Genomic DNA, 22,588 nt, shown 5'->3' with positions numbered 1-22,588 from the left:
ACCGCCGAACGGTCGGTCTTGGGGACAAGATCGCTGCTTTTCCGCCCGTAAGCGCTGAGGAATCCGGTATAAGCCGCGGATCGACATCACCCGAAAGAGTGGGTCGCGGGGGCGGGGGTACGGTCGTGCCGTTGTCGTCCGGCCGCCGCCCGGCCGTGCGGGGCCGCCGCAGTGACGTTTCTGCGCCGCGCTCGGTGTCTTTCGGTGTCTTGTCGTACGGACCCTGGAAAGCGATCAGTCGACGAGGCAATAGGGTGACCGGTGTGAAGGTCCTCGTCATCGGCGGCGGCGCCCGCGAACACGCCCTGTGCCGCTCACTCTCCCTCGATCCCGACGTCACCGCGCTGCACTGCGCCCCCGGCAATGCCGGGATCGCCGAGGTCGCCGAGGTGCACCAGGTGGACGCCCTCGACGGCGCGGCCGTCGCCGGCCTCGCCGCGTCCCTGGGTGCGGACCTGGTGGTCGTCGGCCCCGAAGCCCCGCTGGTCGCGGGCGTCTCCGACGTCCTGCGCGAGCGGGGTTTCGCCGTCTTCGGCCCCTCGGCACAGGCCGCGGAGCTGGAGGGCTCCAAGGCGTTCGCCAAGGACGTCATGGCGGCGGCCGGTGTGCCCACCGCCCGCGCCTACGTGTGCACCACGCCCGCGGAGATCGACACCGCGCTCGACGCCTTCGGCGCGCCGTACGTCGTCAAGGACGACGGCCTGGCCGCCGGCAAGGGCGTCGTCGTCACCAGCGACCTCGGCCTCGCCCGCGAGCACGCGCTGGCCTGCGGCCGCGTCGTGATCGAGGAGTTCCTGGACGGCCCCGAGGTCTCCCTCTTCGCCATCACCGACGGCGAGACCGTCGTCCCCCTCCAGCCCGCCCAGGACTTCAAGCGCGCCCTCGACGGCGACGAGGGGCCGAACACGGGCGGCATGGGCGCGTACTCCCCGCTGCCCTGGGCCGACCCCAAGCTCGTCGACGAGGTCCTCCGCACGGTCCTCCAGCCCACCGTGGACGAGCTGCGGCGCCGCGGCACGCCCTTCTCCGGCCTGCTCTACGCCGGCCTCGCGATCACCTCGCGCGGCGTCCGCGTGATCGAGTTCAACGCCCGCTTCGGCGACCCCGAGACGCAGGTCGTCCTCGCCCGCCTGAAGACGCCCCTGGCCGGGCTGCTGCACGCCGCGGCCACGGGGACGCTCGCGTCCCTGCCGCCGCTGCGGTGGAGCGACGGCGCCGCCGTCACGGTCGTCGTCGCCTCGCACAACTACCCGGGGACGCCGCGCACGGGCGACGTCATCGAGGGCCTGGAGGAGGCCGCGGAGACCGACGGCGCGTACGTCCTCCACGCGGGCACGGCCCGGAACGCCGACGGGCACGTGGTCAGCGCCGGCGGCCGCGTCCTGTCCGTGACGGCCACGGGCCCGTCCCTGGGGGACGCCCGCACGCGTGCGTACGAGTCGCTCTCCCGCATCCGCCTGGCCGGCTCCCACCACCGCACGGACATCGCTGCGCGGGCTTCGGAAGAGGCGTAGGCCGGCGCCGGGCGGGCACCGCCGGTCACGCTGGTCGGTGGTCGCTCGCCGCGGCGGCGGGATTTTCGCTGGTTCGCTTCCTTGCCGCAGGCAAGAACTCTCCGCCGCAGCGGCGCCGAGCCCCCACGACGTGTCCGGCGGTGCCGGACTACCGCTCGGAGGCACCGGCGGCGTGCCGAGCCCGTCCGCACGCCCCTACCGGACGGTAGAGCCGCCCCGTATACGTCGAGCCCGCCCGGCCAGGGCCCCGGCTTTGACCAAAGCCATTCCATCGGGTGACCGGTTGGCTAACTAGCTGACGCGCGCCCCACCCCCAACTAGGGTGCGGCGCAAGCGCGGTGCCGGGCAGAGGCCGGTGCCGTGGTGCCGGCATCAGGCAACTGGCCCACCGGCATTGCGATGTCAGAGGCCGGTGCCACAGTGGGGGGAAAGGCAACGCCCCCCGGCGTTGCGTCCGCTGTCGCACTCCTCGGTCCGCGTTCCGACGGAGCACAAACTGGCAACAGGGGGTGATCGGTCTCGTGGCAGGTCCGGAAGCAGGCGTGCTCGTCGCACGCGCCCAAGCCCTCGCGGTGCTGCGCATCCGCAGCGCCGCGCTGGCCGTCGCCCTGCTGCCCGCGGCAGCCGCCGCCGTGCTGGCGGCGGGCATCGCCATGGGCCGCATCCCGGACGGCGGCGCATGGTCCGCCGCCCGCTGGGCGTTCGCCGGTGCCGCGGTCCTCGCCCTGGCCGTCGCGGCCGTGGTGGCCGCCGTGGTGATCCGGGCGAGACCGGCTCTGAGCCCCACGGTCCCCATCCCGGAGGAGAAGGCGCCCGACCTCTACCGCCTGGTCCGCGACCTCGCGGAGCGGCTGGAGGTCCCGGCCCCGTCGGCGATGGCCCTCACTCCCGACTGCGACAGCTGGCTGGAGGACCGCACCCACCCGTCCCACGCCTCGCCGCACGGCGGGGCGAGCGGCCTGCCGCGCGCCCGGCGCCCGCGCCGCCGTTCCGCGGCCGCGCCGGTGCTGGTGATCGGGTCGCCGTTCCTGTGGTGGATGCGCGTCGCCGAGCTGCGCGCCCTGCTGGCGCCGGTCGTCGCGGGCACGGGCCCCTCGGCCCACCCCGACATAGCCGCCGCCCGCCGCTTCGTCCGCGGGCTGGACGCCGCCGTGGCGGTCGCGGCGGGCCGGCCCGCCTTGGCGTTCGTCGGCGGCCTGGCCCGGCTGCTGCTGCGCTCCTGCCGGGGCCACGCGGCCGAGATGGAGCGGGGGGTCGCGGCGGCCGCCTCCGAGCGCGCCCAGAGCGTGGACTACGGCCTGCGGATCGTCGCCCAGGAGCAGGTGGGCCTGGCCTACGCCGGCTGGGACCGGCTGCTCAACAGGGTCGCCCTGCCCGCCTGGCGCATGGGCCGCTGGCCCTCCCGCCTCGACGCGGGCGTCGTCTCCGCGCTCACCGAGCTCTCCCGCCGCGACCGCCTCGCGGAGGGCTTCGCCTCCCGGCTGGGCGAGCGCCCGGCCTGCGATCTGCTGGAGGAGCCCGGCGCGATCGACGAGGCCGCGTCCCTGCTGGCGGCCCGGCTCTTCCACGGCGGCCCGCCCGACACGGGCCCGGGCTGGCTGCCGGTGGCCTGGAGCCAGTATCCGGAGGAGGTCGTGGACCGTAAGTGGCGGCTGGAGGCCGCCCGCCTGCACCGCGTCCTCGACGTCGTGGACGCCCTGCCGGCCCTCACCCCCGTCCCCGCGGCCCCGGCGGGCATGGCCCCCGCTCCCACCGTCGCCCGGGTCCTGGAGCGGCTGGCGGGCCCGTCCGCCGACGGGGTCGCGGAGGAGCTGGGCGCCCGGCTCGGTGCCGAGGTGGCCCGGGAGGCCGCCCAGGAGGCGCTCACGGCCCGGCAGCGGGCCTTCGGCGCCGCGGCCACGGCCGAGCCCTGGGTGGACGGCCTCGCGCCCCTCTTCCCGCTCCAGCCGCCCCGCAGCGGCCGCGAGCTCCTCGCCGACCACGTGACGGCCATGGTCTGCTGCGCCGCCGTGGACACCGCCGGCGCCGCCCCGGGCCTGGACTGGCTCGACGGCCCGGCCCTGCTGGTCGGCGGCGCCCGCCGCCCGGGCCTCGCCCCCACGGTCGTCAGCCTGATCGAGGACGGCGACGACGCGCCGCTGCGCGCCTGGCTCGGCGAGGTAGGGGTCCGCCCCGAGAAGCCCGTCCGCCTGGTGTGACGCACGGTGAGCCCCGTGACACTCGGTGATCCTTCGCCCTGTCACTTACCGGGGAATTTCGCGACGAGCAGTGACGAGACGGGCGCAGTATGTGATGTGCTGGGGGCTGCTGTGCGCCAGTGACTGCAGTGAGCCGCGCCCGGGGCACCGGGATCCGGCCAGGGGAAAGCGGAATTCAGCAGGCGTCGGGGGACGTAGGGGAGGGAGCACGCATGGGGATGGACCAGATCCGCCGCTGGGAGTCGGGGGCACTCGCGCACGCCGTGTCCGACCCCTTCGGCCAGGGCCCGCTGCCCTGGCTGCGCGGCAGCGAGCACTATTTCGACGACACGGGCCAGATCATCCCCTGGTACGTGAACCCCGTCCCGGACCGCGGCGGCGGGGGGCCGGGAGCGGGCACGGGCAGATCCGGCGGGGGGCGCGGCAGAGGCCGTGTCCCCGCCCCCCGCGGCAGCGGCCCGCGCACCGCCGATGACGTCCACCTCCAGATCAAGGGCTTCGCGTCCAACAGCGCCGTCGCCCCCGGCGAGGCCATAGATTTCCGCATCACCGTGGATCCGCCGCAGCAGTTCGGCGTGGACGTCTACCGCATCGGCCACTACGCGGGCGACGGCGCCTCGAAGATCACCACCAGTCCGCGGCTGTCCGGCATCGTCCAGCCCCCGCCGCTCACCGTCGACCGCACGGTCTCCTGCCATCACTGGTGGCTCTCCTGGCGCCTCCAGATCCCCAGCTACTGGAGCCTCGGCGCCTACGTGGCCGTCCTGACCACCGCCGACGGCTACCGCAGCCACATCCCCTTCCTCGTCCGCGACACCCACCCCGCGGACCTGCTGCTCGTCCTGCCCGACATCACCTGGCAGGCCTACAACCTCTACCCCGAGGACGGCCGCACGGGCGCGAGCCTCTACCACGCCTGGGACGAGCGCGGCGGGCTGCTCGGTGAGGAGGGCGCGGCCACCACCGTCTCCTTCGACCGCCCCTTCGCGGGCGCGGGCCTGCCGCTGCACGTGGGCCACGCGTACGACTTCATCCGCTGGGCCGAGCGCTACGGCTACGACCTCGCCTACGCGGACACCCGCGATCTCCACGCGGGCCGTGTCGACCCCTCCCGCTACCGCGGCCTGGTCTTCCCCGGCCACGACGAGTACTGGTCGCCGGCCATGCGCCGGGCCGCCGAGCTCGCCCGCGACTCCGGCACGTCGCTGGTCTTCCTCTCCGCCAACACCATGTACTGGCAGGTCGAGCTCGCCCCCTCGCCGGCCGGCCCCGACCACCTCATGACCTGCCGGAAGCACCGCGGCCCCGGCCGCTCCGCGCTCTGGCGCGACATCTCGCCCGCCGAGCAGCAGCTCCTGGGCATCCAGTACGCGGGGCGCGTCCCCGAGCCCGCCCCCATGGTCGTCCGCAACGCCGACCACTGGCTGTGGGACGCCACCGGCGCCGGCGAGGGCGATGAGCTCCCCGGCCTCGTCGCCGGCGAGGCCGACCGCTACTACCCCCGGACGGCCCTGCCCGAGCACACGCGCCGCATCCTCCTGGCCCACTCGCCGTACCTGGACAGCGAGGGCAACAAGCGCCATCAGGAGACGTCCCTCTACCGCGCCCCGAGCGGCGCCCTGGTCTTCGCCGCGGGCACCTTCGCCTGGTCACCGGCCCTGGACCGGCCGGGCCACACCGACACCCGGATCCAGCGGGCCACGGCCAATCTCCTGGACCGCATCTGCAAGCGCTGCTGACCCTCGCCGGACCCTCCTCCGCGGAGGTCCGGGCCCGTACGGCAGAATCGTGGTGCTTGGACAAACCACCAGGAGGACGCGTGTCCGGATTCGTAGAGAAGCCCGAGCCGATCGAGGTGCCGGGCCTTGTGCATCTGCACACCGGCAAGGTCCGCGACCTCTACCGCGACCCGGACGGCAATCTGGTCATGGTCGCCTCCGACCGCATCTCCGCCTACGACTGGGTGCTGCCCACCGAGATCCCCGACAAGGGCCGGGTCCTCACCCAGCTGTCCCTGTGGTGGTTCGACCAGCTCACCGACCTCGCCCCCAACCACGTCCTCTCCACGGACCTGCCCGCCGGCGCCCCCGCCGCCTGGGAGGGCCGCACGCTCGTCTGCCGCGCGCTCGACATGGTGCCGGTGGAGTGCGTGGCCCGCGGCTATCTGACCGGCTCCGGGCTCACCGAGTACCAGCAGACGCGCACGGTGTGCGGGCTCGCCCTCCCCGAGGGCCTCACCGACGGCTCCGAGCTGCCCTCCCCGATCTTCACGCCCGCCACGAAGGCGGAGGTCGGCGAGCACGACGAGAACGTCAGCTACGAGGAGGTGGCCCGGCAGACCGGCGCCGAGACGGCGGCCCTGCTGCGGCAGACGACCCTCGCCGTCTACGGGCGGGCCCGCGACGTCGCCCGCGACCGGGGCATCATCCTCGCCGACACCAAGTTCGAGTTCGGCTTCGCCGGCGGCGAGCTCGTCCTCGCGGACGAGGTGCTCACCCCCGACTCGTCCCGCTTCTGGCCGGCGGACGAGTGGCAGCCGGGGCGGGCGCAGCCGTCCTACGACAAGCAGTTCGTCCGCGACTGGCTGACCTCCCCGGCCTCGGGCTGGGACCGCCACGGCCACCAGCCGCCGCCGGCGCTCCCGGAGGAGATCGTGGAGCGCACCCGCGCGAAGTACATCGAGGCGTACGAACGCCTGACGGGCCTGAGCTGGTCCTGAGGACCGGGGGCCGGGCCCGGAGGCTTGAGGCGGGCGTGCAAGGGCGAGCATCGCCTTCTCTCCCGCCGCAACGGCGCTCAGCCACCCGCCACGCATCCGGCGCCGAACTAAGAGCTCTCTAAGAGAGCCCTGCCAAGCTGGGGGCCACCCCCATCACAGGGGGCGCCCCCGACCGCTGGGGGCACCGCGCGGCGCCAGGGCATCCCGGACGCCACAGAACCCCGCCGGAGGCGACATGGCCGAGACGCCCGTTCTCGTCGTCGACGACGACCCCGACGTCCGGGCGGCCGTGGTCGACGCCCTCACCATCGAGGGCTACGCGGTCCGCGCCGCGGCCGACGGCCTGGAGGCCCTCTCCGCCGTCGCGGCCGCGCCGCCCGCCGCCATCGTCCTCGACCTGGCCATGCCCGTCCTCGACGGCCTCGCCGTCTGCCGCAGGCTGCGCGCCCTGGGCGACCGTACGCCCGTGCTCGTCCTCACCGCCCGCGACGCCGTCGCCGACCGCGTCGCGGGCCTGGACGCGGGAGCCGACGACTACCTGGTCAAGCCGTTCGCCCTGGACGAGCTCCTGGCCCGCCTCAGGGCCCTCCTGCGCCGCGCCGCCCCCGCGGAACCGGCAGCCGGGCAGGACACCGGCACCCTGTCCTTCGCTGACCTCACCGTCGACCCGGCCACCCGCACAGGCGACCGCGGCGGGACGCCCCTCGACTTCACGCGCACCGAATTCGCCCTGCTGGACGTCCTGATGCGCCACCCGGGCCAGGTGCTGCCCCGCGAGCTCATCCAGGAGCGCGTGTGGGGCACCGACTTCGGCCCGGACTCCAACTCCCTCGCCGTCTACGTCGGTTACCTGCGCCGCAAGCTGGAGGCCGGCGGCGCGCCCCGCCTGGTCCACACCGTGCACGGCGTCGGCTACCGCTTGGCGGAGCAGTGACCGCGCAGCGCGCAGGCAACGCGGACGGTGCGCGCAGCGCAGGCGGCACGGTGAGAGCGACGGCCCTGCGCAGAAGGCTCCTGGGCCGGAGGCCGCTCCGCGCGAGGCTCGCCCTCGTGACGTCCGTGGCCGTCGCCCTCGTCGCCCTGGGCGTCCTGGCCGCCGCCTACGTCGTCATCCGCTACGAACTCGGCCGCCAGCTCGACCTCCAGCTCAAGCAGCAGGCGACCCTCATCTCGCAGCAGAGCCGCAGCGAACCGCCGGGCCCCCTCTACGGCGAGTGCACCTGGCTCGCCGCCCCGGCCTGCGCGCAGACCGTCGAGGCCGACCCGGCCGCCCCGCACCAGGACGGCCTCGTGCTGCCCGTGACCGGCGCCACCCGCCGCGTCGCGGCCGGCACGCTCGGCGAGCACTACAGCAACATCACCATCGACGGCCACGCCATGCGGATGCTGACCACCCCGATGAAGGGCCACCGCGCCCTCCAGGTCGCCGTCCGCTCCGACACCGTCGACAAGGGCGTGCGCCAAGCGGGCCTGCTGCTCGGCGCGGTCGGCGGCGGGGGCGTGCTGCTCGCCGCCGGCCTCGGCTACTTCGCGTCCCGTACGTCTCTGCGCCCCGTGACCCGGCTCACGGCCACCGCCGAACACATCGCCGCCACCCGCGACCCCGCCCACCGCATCGAGCTCGCCCCCTACGAGGCCCGCCGCGACGACGAGATCACCAGCCTCGCCGCCAGCTTCAACACGATGCTCGGCGAACTGGAGGAAGCCGTCGCCGCCCAGCGCCGCCTCGTCGCCGACGCCTCGCACGAGCTGCGCACTCCGCTGACCGCGCTGCGCACCAACGCCGAGCTCCTCGCCCGCGCCGAGCGCCTCACCCCGGCCCAGCGCGAGCGGGCCGCCGGGGCCCTCGGCCGCCAGCTCCGCGAGGTCACCGGTCTGGTCAACGACCTCATCGAGCTGGCCCGCGACGAGGAGCCGCAGCAGTTCCTGGAAGACGTGCGCCTCGACCGGCTGGCGGAGCGCTGCGTCGCCGACGCGCGCGGCCACTGGCCCGGCACGGTCTTCACGGCGGACCTGGCCGGTCCGGAGGGCGTCACCGTCCCGGCCGTGCCGGCCCGCCTCGCCCGGCTGCTGTCCAACCTGCTCGACAACGCGGCCAAGTTCAGCCCGCCCGGCGGCGCCGTCGAGGTGCGCCTGGCCCGTACGGGCGGCGGGCAGCTCGACCTGACCGTCCGCGACCACGGCCCCGGCATCTCCGCCGAGGACCTGCCCTACGTCTTCGACCGTTTCTACCGCTCCCGCCAGGCCCGGGCCCTCCCCGGCTCCGGCCTGGGCCTCGCCATGGCCCGCCAGATCGCCCGCGCCCACGGCGCCGAGCTGACCGCGGAACAGGCGCCCACGGGCGGCGCCCTCTTCCGCCTCCGCTTCCCGGCCCCGTGAGCGAGGCCCCGGGAAACGCCGACGCAGGAGCTCAGGAAACGCCGAAGGCCCCGGTCGCAACGACCGGGGCCTTCGTACTGGAGCGGACGACGAGACTCGAACTCGCGACATCCACCTTGGCAAGGTGGTGCTCTACCAACTGAGCTACGTCCGCATGCCCCGCGCGTTTCCGTGCGGTGCGAGGACAACTATAGCCAACCTTGAGAGCGCGCAATGCGCGCGGCGGCGTGCCGGTTGTCCGCGCCCAGCTTCGTGGCGGCCGAGGAGAGGTAATTGCGGACCGTCCCGGGCGTCAGCGAGGCCCGCTCCGCGATCTCCGCGACGGGCGCCCCGCCCTCCGCCAGTTCGAGCAGCTCGGCCTCGCGCGCGCTCAGCGGGGAGTCACCCGCGCTGATCGCGTCGGCCGCCAACTCCGGGTCCACGTACCGGCTTCCGCGGTGCACGGTCCGGATGATCTCGGCGAGCTTCTGCGCCGAGACGGTCTTCGGCACGAACCCCCGCACCCCCGCTTCCAGCGCCCGCTTCAGATGCCCGGGGCGGCCGTGCCCCGTCACGATCATGGTCCGGCACGCCGGCAGTTCGGCCCGCAGGGATGTGGCCACCATCACACCATCGGCCCCCGGCATTTGAAGATCCAGCACCGCGACGTCCGGCCGGTGCGTCCGGGCCATCGCGAGCGCCTCCGGGCCCGCCGCCGCCTCGGCGACCACCTGAAGATCATCCTCCAGGCCCAGCAGCGCGGCCAGCGCGCCCCGGATCAAATGCTCGTCATCCGCGAGCATGACCCGGATCGGCGTGATGTTGACGCCGTCGCTCATATTGCTCCCCCCGTCACCGGAACCCCGCCCGTAATCCGCTGCGCCCCGCCCACCGGGGCCGCACCGTCATCCGCATCCGCCGGCAGCACCCCCTCCAGCGGCACCTCCGCCGTCAGCCGGAACGTCGCGTTCGCGCGGTGCTCGTACGTCAGCGTGCCGCCCAGCACCGTGAGCCGCTCCCGCAAGCCCGCCAGCCCGGAGCCGCTCCCCGACCCCGGATCCCGGTCCGGCTCCCGCACGCCGTTGTTCTCCATGACCAGAACGGCCTTCGCCTCCGCCGCGACCCTCAGCCGTACGGCGCACCGCTCGGCGTCCGCGTGCCGCAGCACATTGGTGGTGCCTTCCCGGACGACCCACGCCAGGACCGACTGCACCGCGGGCGGCAGGGTCTTGCCCACCGTGTCGTCGATGCGGCACTCGATGTCCGCGGCGGAGAGCACGCCCCGCGCGCCCACCAGCTCGGTGTGCAGATCCGCCTCGCGGTAGCCGCGCACGACCTCCCGGACCTCGCGCTGCGAGTCCTGGGCCATGCGCTGGACCTCGATCATCTGGTCCACCGCGGCGGGCGAGCCCCGCCGGGCCAGCTGGACGGCGAGCTCGCTCTTGAGCGCGATCACCGCGAGGTTCCGGCCGAGGACGTCGTGCAGATCCCGGCCGAACCGCAGCCGCTCCTCCGCGACCGCCAGCCGCGCCTGCGCCTCCCGCGCTTCCTCCAGCTCCCACGTGACACGCAGCATCCAGCCCGACGACCGCACGACGTAGACGCACCACAGCGTGAGGAACAGCACCGATCCCGTCAGGGCGGCCGCGGCCCCCCAGTCGGCGCCGATCGCCAGCACGCCGAGACCCAGCAACAGCGCTGCGGCGGCGCACCCGCCCACGAACCTGCGCAGCTTGCGGACCAGCAGGGTGAGCGGACCGAAGACCGACAGGCTGCCGTTCCACAGGAACAGGCCGATCGTGGAGCCGTACTCATTGCCGTAAGTGCCGAACGAGATCGTCATGCAGGCCATCGCCGCGACGAACAGCAGCCCTTGTACGGCCAGCGGCCACCAGGGGGCGGGCTTCTTCCACAGGTAATGGTCGAGGGAGCGGCGGAATATGGAGATCCCCAGGACGCCCTGGAAGGTGAAGACCCCGCCCAGAGCCAGGACCCACGGCCGCGTGAGACCGGAGTCCGCGACCACACCGGCCGTGCCGAGTGCGGGGAGCACGACAGGCAAGACGTAGAGGGTCCACCGCAAATAGCTGTCGAGCTTGGCGACCCTGCTGCGGCCCCGCCACTCCTGCACCCGCGTCCACAGGCCCATGGCCCCGCCCCCTTGCACATACTCGTCACTGCTCTGCGGCCGCTGCCTCACGGCCATTTCCCCACGGCTACCGCCGCGGCTCCCACCGGAACCACCGCCGGGCGCCGTACGCGGCCACTATTGTCCAGGCAATGCCGGTGATGATCGCGCCCCCGGCCTCATGGGCACTCATCCCGCCCAGCCAGCCGCCGCGCACCAGCTGGATCACCGGCGTCAGCGGCAGCATTGAGCAGACGTCGGCCATGGGGCCCGGCATGGCCTCCAGCGGCACCATGAGCCCCGAGCCCGCCACGGATATCAGCATCAGCGGCGAGGTCACCAGCTGGGAGCCCTGCACCGTCTTCGCCCAGCTCGTGGTCACCGCGGCCAGGGCTATGGACATGGCCAGGCCGAGCAGGAGCCCGACCGCCATCAGATCGGGCCGGGCGACCGCCCGCAGATCCAGCCAGAGCACGCCCGCCACGACCAGCAGGACGCACTGCGCCAGGGCCACGGCCACCGCCGGCAGCGCCGTGCCGGTCAGGATCTCGGCGTCGCTGGTCTCGCCGGTCCGGAGCCGCTTGAGAACCAGCTCCTCACGGCGCGCCACATAGGCGCTGACCAGGTGCTGGTAGACGGCGAAGAGCAGGATGTAGCCGAAGGCGCCGGTCAGGGCGACCTCATTGACCGACATGCCGGCCTCGCCGAGGTCGATCTCACCGATGGCGCGCCGCATGGCCCACACCATCATCACGGGCATCAGCAGCGCCACATAGAGCGCCATCTTGTTCCGCCCGAGGAGGGTGAACTCCGCCCGGCCCAGCGCCATCATCCGCGGCACCGATATCGACACGGCCATCGCCATCACGCGTTCCTTCCCGCGACAGAATCCCTACCAAGGTCGGCACCGACGAGACCCGCCCCCGGCTCCGAGGGGCCGTCGGCCGGACTCGCGCCCGCTATGGCCAGGAACGCCTCCTCCAGCGAGGCGGTCCTGGCGTCGAGGCCCTCCAGCTCGACGTCCTTGTCCCGGGCCCAGAGCAGCAGCCCGGTCAGCGTCCGCTGCAATTCGTGGGTCTGGAGCTCTATGCGCCCGCGGTCCTCCTCGTGCCGCACGACGCCCAGGGCGGCGAGGGGCGGGAGATCGCCCACGAACCAGCCCACCGGCATCGCGAAGCGGATCCGCGCGGGATAGCTGCCGATGACGGTCTCCGGCGTCCCGGACGTGACGATCCGCCCCTCGCGCATGATCGCCAGGTGGTCGGCGAGGGCCTCCGCCTCTTCCAGATAGTGCGTGGTGAGCAGCACCGTGGTGCCCTCGGCGCGCAGCCTGCGCACCAGATCCCAGGTGTTGTGCCGGGCCTCGGGGTCGAGGCCGGTGGTCGGCTCGTCGAGGAAGAGGACCTCGGGGCGGCCGAGGAGGGCGAGCGCGAGATCGAGGCGGCGGCGCTCGCCGCCGGAGAGCTGCTTGACGCGGACGTTCTTGCGGCCGGGGAGATCGACCAGCTCCAGGGCCTCCGCCACGGGCCGGGCCCCGGTGGTGCAGCCGGCCCACATCCGGACCGTCTCCATGACGGTCAGGTCCGCGGGGAAGCCACCTTCCTGGAGCATCACCCCGATCCGGGGCCGCACGGCGCCCCGCTCCTCATACGGATCGTGCCCGAGCACCCGCACCTCGCCCGCGGTCGGCTTCGCAAGCCCTTCCAGCAGCTCGACCGTGGAGGTCTTGCCCGCGCCGTTCGTGCCGAGCAGGGCGAACAACTCGCCGCGCGCCACGGTGAAGGAGACGTCCCGCACCGCTTCGAATCCCTTGTCTCCGGCCGGGCCGTAGCGGCGGCGCAGCCCCGAGACGTCGATCACACTGTCCCCGATGTCCATGTCCCAAGCCTCCCGCCGGATCCGGACGGAGGTCAGTGCGACCTGTCATGAGTTCGGATGACGAATGTCATCAGCGCCGGAGCCCCTGGGGAAACGCCGGAGCCGGAGCCCCGGGAACGCCGAAGGCCCCGGTCGCAATGACCGGGGCCTTCGTACTGGAGCGGACGACGAGACTCGAACTCGCGACATCCACCTTGGCAAGGTGGTGCTCTACCAACTGAGCTACGTCCGCATGCCTCCGACTGGCCTTCACCAGGCGGCGCGTGCATCACTCTACCTGATCCACTTCCGTGGCCGGTAACCGTGATGAGAGCGGGTGACAGGAATCGCACACTGCGCCTCCCCCTTGGAAAGGGGGCGCTCTACTACTGAGCTACACCCGCGAGGATCGCCGGTCCGGACCACAGAAGTGGACCTTCAAGCGATCAGAGCGGGTGACAGGAATCGCACACTGCGCCTCCCCCTTGGAAAGGGGGCGCTCTACTACTGAGCTACACCCGCATGATCCGTCCCGGCCGGTCACAGATGTGACCGGAGGACGTTCAGAGCGGGTGACAGGAATCGCACACTGCGCCTCCCCCTTGGAAAGGGGGCGCTCTACTACTGAGCTACACCCGCGTGACCTGGGGTTTCGTCCGGTTTCCCGGCCTCGCCCCTCGGCGTGATCCAGACTCTAGCTGATCATCCGGGGTGCTTGGCAAATCGGCCCGGCGGCCGGCCCCGGGGGCGGCCCGGCGACGGCCCGCCGGGGCCCTTGCGGGCGGCTCGGAAGCACCTCGGAAGCAGCTGAGTGCGCGGCTTACTCGGCGGAGTTGAAGGCCTCGTACACGCGCTTGGGGATGCGGCCGCGCGGCGGCACGTCCATGCCGTGCGAGCGCGCCCAGGCGCGGACCGCCGCGGGGTCGGGGGCGACAGAGGTGCGGCGGTAGGCCTTGCCGGAGCGGGACTGCTTGCGGCCCGCCTCCAGGTAAGGCGTGAGGACCGCCCTCAGTTTCTTCGCATTGGCAGTGTTCAGGTCGATCTCGTACGACTTGCCGTCGAGGCCGAAGGTAACCGTCTCCGCGGCTTCCCCGCCGTCGATGTCGTCGGAGAGTGTGACCACTACGCGCTGTGCCACGAATATCGGTCCTTTCGGCGGGCATCCCCGCGGTGAACTGCGCAGATGCACTGGTTCCGGATGTTCCGGATCCGTTCCTGGTCAATGGTTATTCATTTGTACAACGAGGGGCATTCAAAGTGAAGCCCAGTTAATTCTGTCCGGGCGCCCCTTCGCAATCAGGACCGTACGTTTTTCCCGGGATTTTTCCAGGGCGTCCTGGGCGTCGATGCGTAAACGTGACAGGAGGCCCAGCATATCTATGCGCGTAGATTTTTCGGGACTGTACGCTGGCCGTACCGCTTCAGCTCACGCACCACACACCGGGAGTGCCAGTGGCACGCGTCGTAGTCGACGTCATGCTCAAGCCGGAGATCCTCGACCCGCAGGGCCAGGCGGTGCAGCGCGCGCTGCCTCGCCTGGGTTTTGAGGGGATCGCCGACGTCCGTCAGGGCAAGCGCTTTGAACTCGAGGTGGAGGGACCGGTCGACGATGCCGCCCTCGCCCGAATCCACGAGATGGCGGAAACGTTTCTCGCCAACACCGTGATTGAGAACTTCACCGTGCGGGTCGACTCGTGACTGCACGCGTAGGAGTCGTTACCTTCCCCGGCACCCTGGACGACCGCGACACCCAGCGCGCCGTCCGGATCGCCGGCCTCGAGCCCGTGCCGCTCTGGCACCGTGACAAGGACCTCAAGCAGGTGGACGCCGTGGTCCTGCCCGGCGGTTTCTCCTACGGCGACTATCTGCGGGCGGGTGCCATCTCCCGCTTCTCGCCGGTCATGGAGACCGTCATCGAGCAGGCCAAGGGCGGCATGCCCGTCCTCGGCATCTGCAACGGCTTCCAGGTGCTCACCGAGACCCACCTGCTGCCCGGCGCGATGCTGCGCAACAACCACCTGCACTTCATCTGCCGCGACCAGAAGCTCCGCGTGGAGAACGCGGACACCGCCTGGACGTCCGACTACGAAGCGGGCCAGGAGATCTCCGTCCCGCTGAAGAACATCGACGGCCGTTACGTGGCCGACGAGCACACCCTCGACGAGCTGGAGGCGGAGGGCCGCGTCGTCTTCCGCTACGTCGACTACAACCCGAACGGCTCGCTCCGCGACATCGCGGGCATCACCAACGCCGCCGGCAACGTCGTCGGCCTGATGCCGCACCCCGAGCACGCCGTCGAGCCCCTGGTCGGCACCGGCCGCACCGACGGGCTCGGGTTCTTCACCTCGATCCTGAGGAAGCTGGTCAACGCATGACTCTCGACACCGTCAAGCACGCCGACGAGACCCCCGACGTCGACCAGCCCTGGGCCGAACTGGGCCTGAAGCAGGACGAGTACGAGCGCATCCGCACCATCCTCGGCCGCCGTCCCACCGGCGCCGAGCTCGCGATGTACTCCGTCATGTGGTCCGAGCACTGCTCGTACAAGAGCAGCAAGGTCCACCTCCGCCAGTTCGGCGAGAAGGCCCCGGAGAACGACGCCCTCCTCGTCGGCATCGGCGAGAACGCCGGCGTCGTCGACGTCGGCCAGGGCTACGCGGTCACCTTCAAGGTCGAGTCGCACAATCACCCCTCGTACATCGAGCCCTACCAGGGCGCGGCCACCGGCGTCGGCGGCATCGTCCGCGACATCCTCGCGATGGGCGCCCGCCCGGTCGCCGTCATGGACCCGCTGCGCTTCGGCGCCGCCGACCACCCCGACACCAAGCGCGTCCTGCCGGGCGTCGTCGCGGGCATCGGCGGCTACGGCAACTGCCTGGGCCTGCCCAACATCGGCGGCGAGGTCGTCTTCGACGCCTGCTACCAGGGCAACCCGCTGGTCAACGCCCTGTGCGTCGGCGTGATGAAGCACGAGGACATCCACCTCGCCAAGGCATCCGGCGCCGGCAACAAGGTCATCCTCTACGGTGCCCGCACCGGTGGCGACGGCATCGGTGGCGTCTCGGTCCTCGCGTCCGAGACCTTCGACGACAGTAAGCCCACCAAGCGCCCCGCCGTCCAGGTCGGCGACCCCTTCCAGGAGAAGCTCCTCATCGAGTGCACCCTGGAGATCTTCCGCGAGGACCTGGTCGACGGCATCCAGGACCTCGGCGGCGCCGGCCTGTCCTGCGCCACCAGCGAGCTGGCCAGCGCCGGCTCCGGCGGCATGCGCGTCGAGCTGGACCGCGTGCCGCTGCGCGACGCGACGCTCTCGCCCGAGGAGATCCTCATGAGCGAGTCGCAGGAACGCATGTGCGCGATCGTCGAGCCCGGCAAGGTCGACCGCTTCCTGGAGATCTGCGAGAAGTGGGACGTCATCGCCACCGTCATCGGTGAGGTCACCGACGGCGAGCGGCTGGAGATCTTCTGGCACGGCGAGCAGATCGTGGACGTGCCGCCGCGCACCGTCGCCCACGAGGGCCCGGTCTACGAGCGCCCGTACGCCCGCCCGGACTGGCAGGACGCCCTCCAGGCCGACGACGCGAACAAGCTGGCCCGGCCGGCGACCGCCGAGGAGCTGCGCGAGCAGGTCCTGAAGGTGATCTCCTCGCCGAACCAGGCGTCCAAGTCCTGGATCACCGACCAGTACGACCGGTTCGTGCAGGGCAACACCGTCCTCGCGCAGCCGGAGGACTCCGGCATGGTCCGCATCGACGAGGACACCAACCTCGGTGTCGCCGTCGCCACGGACGGCAACGGCCGCTACGCCAAGCTCGACCCGTACGCGGGCGCCCAGCTCGCGCTCGCCGAGTCCTACCGCAACGTGGCCGCCTCCGGTGCCCGTCCGCTGGCCATCTCGAACTGCCTGAACTTCGGCTCCCCCGAGGACCCCGCCGTCATGTGGCAGTTCGCGGAGGCCACGCGCGGCCTGGCCGACGGCTGCCTGGCGCTCGGCACCCCGGTCACCGGCGGCAACGTCTCGCTCTACAACCAGACCGGCGAGACCGCCATCCACCCGACCCCCGTGGTCGCGGTGCTCGGCGTCATCGACGACGTCAACCGCCGCACGCCGATCGCCTTCTCCGACGAGGGCCAGCTGCTCTACCTCCTGGGTGACACCAAGGAGGAGCTGGGCGGCTCGGCCTGGTCCCAGGTCGTCCACGACCACCTCGGCGGCCTGCCGCCGGCCGTGGACCTGGACCGCGAGAAGCTGCTCGGCGAGATCCTGATCTCCGCCTCGCGCGACGGCATGATCGACGCCGCGCACGACCTCTCCGACGGCGGTCTGATCCAGGCCCTCGCCGAGTCGTGCCTGCGCGGTGGCAAGGGCGCGCGGATCGTCGTGCCCGACATGGCGTCCGACAGCGGCTCCGCCGCGGGCGACCCCTTCGTCTTCCTCTTCTCCGAGTCCGCCGGCCGTGCGGTCGTCGCGGTCCCGCGGAGCGAGGAGCTGCGGTTCACCGACATGTGCGGAGCGCGGGGCCTTCCCGCGACCCGGATCGGTGTCGTCGACGGCGAAGAGATCGACGTCCAGGGCCAGTTCAGCATCTCGCTGGCCGAGCTGCGCGAGGCCCACGAGGCCACGATTCCGGCGCTGCTCGCGTAGGCACCGCCTGATGTCCCCGGTGGTGGGGCGGGCTCCTTCCCGGGCCCGCCCCGCCACCGCGCGCAGGCCCGGTGGCACCGGATCCTCCCCCCCCCGGACTCCGGTCAGGGGCTCAGGGGCGGGGCACCCGCAGGCGTATCGCCAGCAGCAGTGCCACCACCATCGCTCCGGCAGCACACGCGAACACCGTGTCGACGGAGGAGACGAACGCCCGTATCGCCTGGGTGTGCGCCTCCCCGCTGAGCGCGGCGATACGGCTCGCCGATCCGCCGGGGCCCTTCGCCTCGTACACCCGGGCCAGCACCGTGCCGAAGAGGGAGGCGCCCAGCGCGCCGCCCAGGGACTGGAAGAAGCGGATCCCCGTGGTGGCCACGCCCAGTTGGCGGGGCGGCGCCGACTCCTGCGTGAGCTGGATCAGCTGGCCGAGCAGCTGGCCGAACCCGAGGCCGAGCAGCAGCAGCGCCGTGCCGACGACCCACAGGCTCGTGTCCGCGCCGAGGGTCGCGAGGATCCCCATGGCCGCCGCGCTGATCGCCGTACCGGCGACGATGAAGGTCTTCTGCGGCCAGCCGCGTGCCGTCAGCCTGCCGGTGACGATGCCGATGACGGAGAGCCCCGCGGCCATCGGGAGCAGGAACAGGCTGGCGTGCGTGGCGGCGATGCCCCGCACGAGCTGCAGATAGATGATCACGTAGATCATCGAGCCCATCAGGGCCGTCCCGATCAGCGCTTGCAGCGCGAACGAGATGCGCAGCACGGGGATCCTGAACAGCGACAGGGGCAGGACGGGCTCGGCCGCCGTGGCCTGCCGCCACACGAACAGGCCGAGCAGCAGCGCGCTCGCCGTGATCAGCCCGAGGACGGTGGGGGAGCCCCACGCGTACTCCTTGCCGCCCCACTCCGTGACGAGCAGCACGGCCGTGGAGAAGGCCGCCGCGAGGCCGGCGCCGAGGAAGTCGATGCGGTGGCGCGTGCCGTGGTGCCGGGGGAGCTTGAGGACGGCGGCCGCGGCGGCGAGCACGGCGAGGCCGATGGGCAGGTTCACGTAGAACACCCAGCGCCAGTCGGCGTGATCGGCGAGGACGCCGCCCAGCAGGGGCCCGAGCGCCATGCCCGCGCCCGCCACGAGGCCGCCTATGCCGGCACCGCCGTTACCGCCGCCTCCGCGGCCGCCCTTGCCGCCGCCGTCGCCTGCGTCCGCGGGCGCTCCCGCCTTGAGCTGGGCGATGACGACCATCGTGACGCTCATCAGCCCGCCGCCGCCGATGCCCTGCACCGCACGGAACGCGATGAGCTGCTCCATGGACTGCGCGGCCCCGCACAGCGCCGACCCCACGAGGAAGGCCGCGACGGCGCTCAGGAACACCCTGCGCGCGCCGAGCGTGTCGCACAGCTTGCCGTAGAGCGGCAGGACCGCGGTCGAGGCGAGGGCGAAGGCGCTGATCAGCCAGGGCACGCGGTCGATGCCGTGCGCGGGGTCGAGGTCCTGGACGACCGGGACGGTGACGGCCGAGACGATGTTCTGGTCGAGGACGGCCAGGAGCATCGTGGTCAGGCAGACCACGAAGGCGATCTTGCGCTGCCCGTCGGTCATGCCGGGCCCGGCCGGCTGACCGGCCGGGCCCGGACCCGCCCCTGAGGCGTCGGCAGTCCGTCTCGGAGACCCCCGCTCAGGAGCCAACTGCCCCGCCGCTGTGGATGAACGCACCCTTCTTCCCCCTCCGGGTCGGCTGTGGAACGCCGATGGAAGCGGCGCGCCCTCACCTTGCCCTGCGAACATGTACCGAGTCAATTCTTCTATCGGGTAAGTTTGTCGCCCTGGTCAAAACTTCATCCTGGTACAGTCGGGGCATGACCGAAGGCCTGAGCCTGCGCGAGCGCAAGAAGATCCAGACCCGGCGCACGCTGTGGAGGACCGCCGCGAAGCTGTTCCTGGAGCGCGGCTACGACCAGGTGTCGGTCGCCGAGGTCGCCCTGGCCGCCGAGGTCTCGAAGATGACGGTCTTCAACTACATGTCCTCCAAGGAGGACCTGGTCCTCGGCCCCATGCAGGAGCACATCGGCGACGCCGCCCGCTCCGTACGCGACCGGCGTCCCGGCGAGTCCGCCGTCGCCGCCTTCCGCAGGGCGTTCATGGCCGCGCTCCACGCTCACGACCCGTCCGTCGGCATGAGCGACGACCCGCACGTGCTTCAGATGCGCCGGCTGATCCAGGAGACCCCGGCCCTTCTCGTCCGCGCCCACGAATACGTCCGCCGCGCCCAGATGCTCCTGGCCGAGGAGCTGGCCGCGGTCGCGGAGGGGCCTGACGCCGAGCTCGCCCCCGTGGTCGCCGCGCAGCTGATGAGCGTCCGCTACGCCGTGCACGAGTACAACCACCGGCGTTTGTTCGCGGGGGAGTCGGCGGAGGCCGTCCTTCCCGGCGCCGTCGCCCTCGCCGAGCGCGCCTTCGACCTGGTCGAGCACGGGCTCGGGGACTTCGCCACGCTCCCGGCAGGCACCGAAGCCACCGAAGCCATTGAAGTCGCCGAAGCCACCGGGGTCACCAAAGCGACCGGAGCCACCGGAGCGGCAGCCGCCACCGCATCGGCACCCGCCACCGAAACCCGCGCCGAATAGGGTCGGAGCCATGCCTCCCGCCCCGCGCAAGCCCCGTCCCCGCAGCTACGACCCCGCCAAGCTGCGTGCCGCCGTCACCGCGCAGCTCGCCCACGTACGGGACGCCGCCGCGGGCCTGGAGGAGGCGCAGCTCGCGCTGCCTACCCCGTGCGGGGAGCGGAGCGTCCGCGACCTGCTCGTACGCGTCGCCCTGGACGTGGACCTGGTGGCCCGCCTGATCGGGGAACCGGCCCCGCCCGCGCGGGAGATCACCGCCGTGGAGTGGCCGGCCAGGCCCGCTCCCGCCGGGATCACCGAGATCGCCGGCCACGGCGTCCCGGAGACCATCCCCGCCGCGCTCCTGGACGCTGTGGCGGACCGTTTCGCCACCCTCGCCGCCACCACCCCGCCGGACCGTCTCCTCGCCACTCCCGCGGGAGCCATGCGGCTGGACGACTTCCTGGTCACGCGGTGCGTCGAGCTGGCCGCCCGCACCGACGACCTCGCGGCGGCGCTCGGCACCGAGATCCGTTACGACCGGCAGGTCTTGGCCCATGCCACCCGCCTGCTGGCCGACGCGCTCGCCGCCGAGGCCCCGGGCGGCTCCGTGGAGGTCCGCATCCCGCCGTTCGCGGTCGTCCAGTGCGTGGCCGGCCCCCGGCACACCCGCGGCACCCCGCCCAACGTGGTGGAGACCGACCCGCTCACCTGGCTCCGCCTGGCCACCGGCCGTACGGACTGGGCCACTGCCCTGGAAGCCGCCGCGATCAGTGCGAGCGGGGAACGGGCGGACCTCTCCGCGTACCTCCCGCTCTCCGCGTGACCCCCTTCGGAACAGGTCCGGAAGGCGTCCGGGGAAACGCCCTTTGGCGGAATGTACAAAAGATCGTCGAGCGGCGATTCGCTTTCCCCGAAAGGTGATTCGCTGTGCGCGCCGAGTGGCTGTGCGTGGTGTGAGGCATCACCGGTCGTCCCCGGTTCGGATGAACCTCCTTCCTGCCATAGACTCAAGGTGTGCCTCGTGGTGACGGACGACTCAGCCACGACCTGCTCCCCGGTGAGAAGGGCCCCCAGGACGCATGTGGCGTCTTCGGTGTCTGGGCTCCGGGTGAAGAGGTCGCCAAACTCACCTATTTCGGGCTGTATGCGCTGCAGCACCGTGGACAGGAGTCCGCGGGCATCGCAGTGAGCAACGGCTCCCAGATCCTCGTCTTCAAGGACATGGGACTGGTTTCCCAGGTCTTCGACGAAACTTCCCTCGGCTCTCTCCAGGGCCACATCGCGGTCGGTCACGCCCGCTACTCCACCACCGGAGCCTCGGTGTGGGAGAACGCTCAGCCGACCTTCCGGGCGACCGCGCACGGCTCGATCGCGCTGGGCCACAACGGCAACCTGGTCAACACGGCCGAGCTGGCCGAGATGGTCGCCGCTCTCCCCAAGGAGAACGGCCGCGCCACTCAGGTCGCGGCGACCAATGACACCGACCTGGTCACGGCCCTCCTCGCGGGCCAGACCGACGCCGACGGCAAGCCGCTGACCATCGAGGAGGCGGCCGCCAAGGTCCTTCCCGACGTCAAGGGCGCCTTCTGTCTCGTCTTCATGAACGAGCACACGCTCTACGCCGCCCGTGACCCGCAGGGCATCCGCCCGCTGGTCCTCGGCCGCCTGGAGCGCGGCTGGGTGGTGGCCTCCGAGACGGCCGCCCTGGACATCTGCGGCGCCACGTTCGTCCGCGAGATCGAGCCGGGCGAGCTCATCGCCATCGACGAGCACGGCGTGCGCACCAGCCGCTTCGCCGAGGCCCGCCCCAAGGGCTGCGTCTTCGAGTACGTGTACCTGGCCCGTCCCGACACCGATATCGCCGGCCGGAACGTCTACCTGTCCCGGGTGGAAATGGGCCGCAAGCTCGCCGCCGAGGCCCCGGTCGACGCCGATCTGGTGATACCGACACCGGAATCCGGTACTCCGGCGGCCGTCGGTTATGCGGAGGCCAGCGGCATTCCGTACGGCACCGGCCTGGTCAAGAATTCCTATGTCGGCCGGACGTTCATCCAGCCGAGCCAGACCATCCGCCAGCTCGGCATCCGGCTCAAGCTGAATCCGCTCAAGGAAGTCATCAAGGGCAAGCGCCTGGTCGTCGTCGACGATTCCATCGTCCGCGGCAACACCCAGCGCGCGCTCGTCCGGATGCTCCGCGAGGCCGGCGCCGCCGAGGTGCACGTGCGGATTTCCTCCCCGCCGGTGAAATGGCCGTGCTTCTTCGGCATAGATTTCGCCACCCGGGCCGAGCTCATCGCCAATGGCATGAGCGTCGAGGAGATCGGCCGGTCGCTGGGCGCGGACTCGCTCGCGTACATCTCCCTCGACGGCATGATCGAGGCGACCACCATCGCCAAGCCGAACCTGTGCCGCGCCTGCTTCGACGGCGAGTACCCCATGGCGCTCCCCGACCCCGAGCTGCTCGGCAAGCAGCTTCTGGAGACCGAGCTGGCCGGTGGCGCGGACGCCGCCGACGCGCTCCGTCGTCCGTAAAACGCCCTCGTAGTACCGAACGACACGAAAGTTCCCAGC

Annotated in this window: 18 protein-coding genes and 5 tRNA genes; 12 read left to right on the top strand and 11 right to left on the bottom strand. The window is 72.2% G+C overall.

From position 1 onward, the window contains the following. Window positions 1–263 precede the first annotated feature (263 nt). From purD to PS271_RS13025, 6 genes are all read left to right on the top strand, one after another. Entirely contained in the window at window positions 264–1,514 is a 1,251-nt protein-coding gene (gene purD, locus PS271_RS13050) for a phosphoribosylamine--glycine ligase (protein ID WP_398386828.1), read from the top strand. A gap of 509 nt (window positions 1,515–2,023) precedes the next feature. Then, window positions 2,024–3,712, top strand: a complete 1,689-nt coding sequence (locus PS271_RS13045) for a hypothetical protein (protein WP_398382074.1) — start codon at window positions 2,024–2,026, stop codon at window positions 3,710–3,712. Window positions 3,713–3,924: 212 nt separating this feature from the next. Continuing rightward, window positions 3,925–5,451, top strand: coding sequence for a N,N-dimethylformamidase beta subunit family domain-containing protein (locus PS271_RS13040; protein ID WP_398382073.1), 1,527 nt, complete (start codon window positions 3,925–3,927; stop codon window positions 5,449–5,451). Window positions 5,452–5,531: 80 nt separating this feature from the next. Next, window positions 5,532–6,431, top strand: a complete 900-nt coding sequence (locus PS271_RS13035) for a phosphoribosylaminoimidazolesuccinocarboxamide synthase (RefSeq protein WP_398382072.1) — start codon at window positions 5,532–5,534, stop codon at window positions 6,429–6,431. A gap of 235 nt (window positions 6,432–6,666) precedes the next feature. Continuing rightward, on the top strand, window positions 6,667–7,365 hold the full coding sequence (locus PS271_RS13030) for a response regulator transcription factor (RefSeq protein WP_398382071.1): 699 nt from the start codon (window positions 6,667–6,669) through the stop codon (window positions 7,363–7,365). 116 nt (window positions 7,366–7,481) lie between these two features. Next, window positions 7,482–8,810 carry a HAMP domain-containing sensor histidine kinase gene (locus PS271_RS13025; protein WP_398382070.1) on the top strand — a complete coding sequence of 443 codons (1,329 nt, stop codon included), beginning with the start codon at window positions 7,482–7,484 and terminating at the stop codon, window positions 8,808–8,810. A gap of 78 nt (window positions 8,811–8,888) precedes the next feature. Here PS271_RS13025 and PS271_RS13020 read toward each other — a convergent pair. The 10 genes from PS271_RS13020 to PS271_RS12975 all read right to left on the bottom strand — a co-directional run bounded on the left by PS271_RS13020 (window position 8,889) and on the right by PS271_RS12975 (window position 13,912). After that, window positions 8,889–8,964: transfer RNA gene (locus tag PS271_RS13020), tRNA-Gly, on the bottom strand. A gap of 34 nt (window positions 8,965–8,998) precedes the next feature. Then, a complete protein-coding gene (locus PS271_RS13015) occupies window positions 8,999–9,628 on the bottom strand; it encodes a response regulator (protein WP_398382069.1) in 630 nt (209 codons plus the stop codon). Then, window positions 9,625–10,938: a sensor histidine kinase gene (locus PS271_RS13010; RefSeq protein ID WP_398382068.1), complete on the bottom strand. Its 1,314-nt coding sequence runs from the start codon at window positions 10,936–10,938 to the stop codon at window positions 9,625–9,627. Before PS271_RS13010 ends, PS271_RS13015 begins: the two co-directional genes overlap by 4 nt. 67 nt (window positions 10,939–11,005) lie before the next feature. Then, on the bottom strand, window positions 11,006–11,782 hold the full coding sequence (locus PS271_RS13005; protein ID WP_398382067.1) for an ABC transporter permease: 777 nt from the start codon (window positions 11,780–11,782) through the stop codon (window positions 11,006–11,008). Next, window positions 11,782–12,795, bottom strand: a complete 1,014-nt coding sequence (locus PS271_RS13000; protein WP_398382066.1) for an ABC transporter ATP-binding protein — start codon at window positions 12,793–12,795, stop codon at window positions 11,782–11,784. The genes PS271_RS13005 and PS271_RS13000 overlap by 1 nt, the downstream gene beginning before the upstream one ends. A 156-nt stretch (window positions 12,796–12,951) precedes the next feature. Next, window positions 12,952–13,027: transfer RNA gene (locus PS271_RS12995), tRNA-Gly, on the bottom strand. Between the two features lie 79 nt (window positions 13,028–13,106). Further along, window positions 13,107–13,178 (bottom strand) — tRNA-Gly (locus tag PS271_RS12990). Between the two features lie 46 nt (window positions 13,179–13,224). After that, a tRNA-Gly gene (locus tag PS271_RS12985) sits at window positions 13,225–13,296 on the bottom strand. 45 nt (window positions 13,297–13,341) lie between these two features. After that, window positions 13,342–13,413 (bottom strand) — tRNA-Gly (locus tag PS271_RS12980). 181 nt (window positions 13,414–13,594) lie between these two features. Next, window positions 13,595–13,912 carry a histone-like nucleoid-structuring protein Lsr2 gene (locus PS271_RS12975; protein WP_398382065.1) on the bottom strand — a complete coding sequence of 106 codons (318 nt, stop codon included), beginning with the start codon at window positions 13,910–13,912 and terminating at the stop codon, window positions 13,595–13,597. Between the two features lie 314 nt (window positions 13,913–14,226). On the opposite strand from PS271_RS12975, the gene purS reads away from it, so the two are divergent. Genes purS through purL form a run of 3 tightly spaced genes read left to right on the top strand, consistent with a single transcriptional unit; the run spans window position 14,227 to window position 17,419 of the window. Next, on the top strand, window positions 14,227–14,472 hold the full coding sequence (gene purS / locus PS271_RS12970) for a phosphoribosylformylglycinamidine synthase subunit PurS (protein WP_030367046.1): 246 nt from the start codon (window positions 14,227–14,229) through the stop codon (window positions 14,470–14,472). Beyond that, the gene (gene purQ / locus PS271_RS12965; RefSeq protein ID WP_398382064.1) at window positions 14,469–15,149 is read left to right on the top strand and encodes a phosphoribosylformylglycinamidine synthase subunit PurQ; all 681 of its coding nucleotides are present in this window, start codon (window positions 14,469–14,471) and stop codon (window positions 15,147–15,149) included. The genes purS and purQ overlap by 4 nt, the downstream gene beginning before the upstream one ends. Further along, window positions 15,146–17,419, top strand: coding sequence for a phosphoribosylformylglycinamidine synthase subunit PurL (gene purL, locus PS271_RS12960; protein ID WP_398382063.1), 2,274 nt, complete (start codon window positions 15,146–15,148; stop codon window positions 17,417–17,419). The genes purQ and purL overlap by 4 nt, the downstream gene beginning before the upstream one ends. Before the next feature lie 112 nt (window positions 17,420–17,531). Here purL and PS271_RS12955 read toward each other — a convergent pair whose 3' ends face one another. Further along, window positions 17,532–19,013, bottom strand: a complete 1,482-nt coding sequence (locus tag PS271_RS12955) for an MFS transporter (RefSeq protein WP_398382062.1) — start codon at window positions 19,011–19,013, stop codon at window positions 17,532–17,534. 257 nt (window positions 19,014–19,270) lie between these two features. Here PS271_RS12955 and PS271_RS12950 point away from each other — a divergent pair, with 257 nt between their 5' ends. From PS271_RS12950 to purF, 3 genes are all read left to right on the top strand, one after another. Continuing rightward, window positions 19,271–20,038, top strand: coding sequence for a TetR family transcriptional regulator (locus PS271_RS12950; RefSeq protein WP_398382061.1), 768 nt, complete (start codon window positions 19,271–19,273; stop codon window positions 20,036–20,038). Between the two features lie 10 nt (window positions 20,039–20,048). Next, window positions 20,049–20,840 carry a sterol carrier family protein gene (locus PS271_RS12945; RefSeq protein ID WP_398382060.1) on the top strand — a complete coding sequence of 264 codons (792 nt, stop codon included), beginning with the start codon at window positions 20,049–20,051 and terminating at the stop codon, window positions 20,838–20,840. A 191-nt stretch (window positions 20,841–21,031) separates the two neighbouring features. Continuing rightward, window positions 21,032–22,549 (top strand): amidophosphoribosyltransferase, encoded by a 1,518-nt coding sequence (gene purF / locus PS271_RS12940; protein ID WP_398382059.1) that lies wholly within the window; start codon window positions 21,032–21,034, stop codon window positions 22,547–22,549. Window positions 22,550–22,588 lie beyond the last annotated feature (39 nt).

It is taken from the genome of Streptomyces sp. SCA2-17, assembly GCF_044336695.1.
The sequence above is the reverse complement of the archived record's forward strand: the minus strand, read 5'-3'. Positions and strand labels throughout refer to the sequence as shown.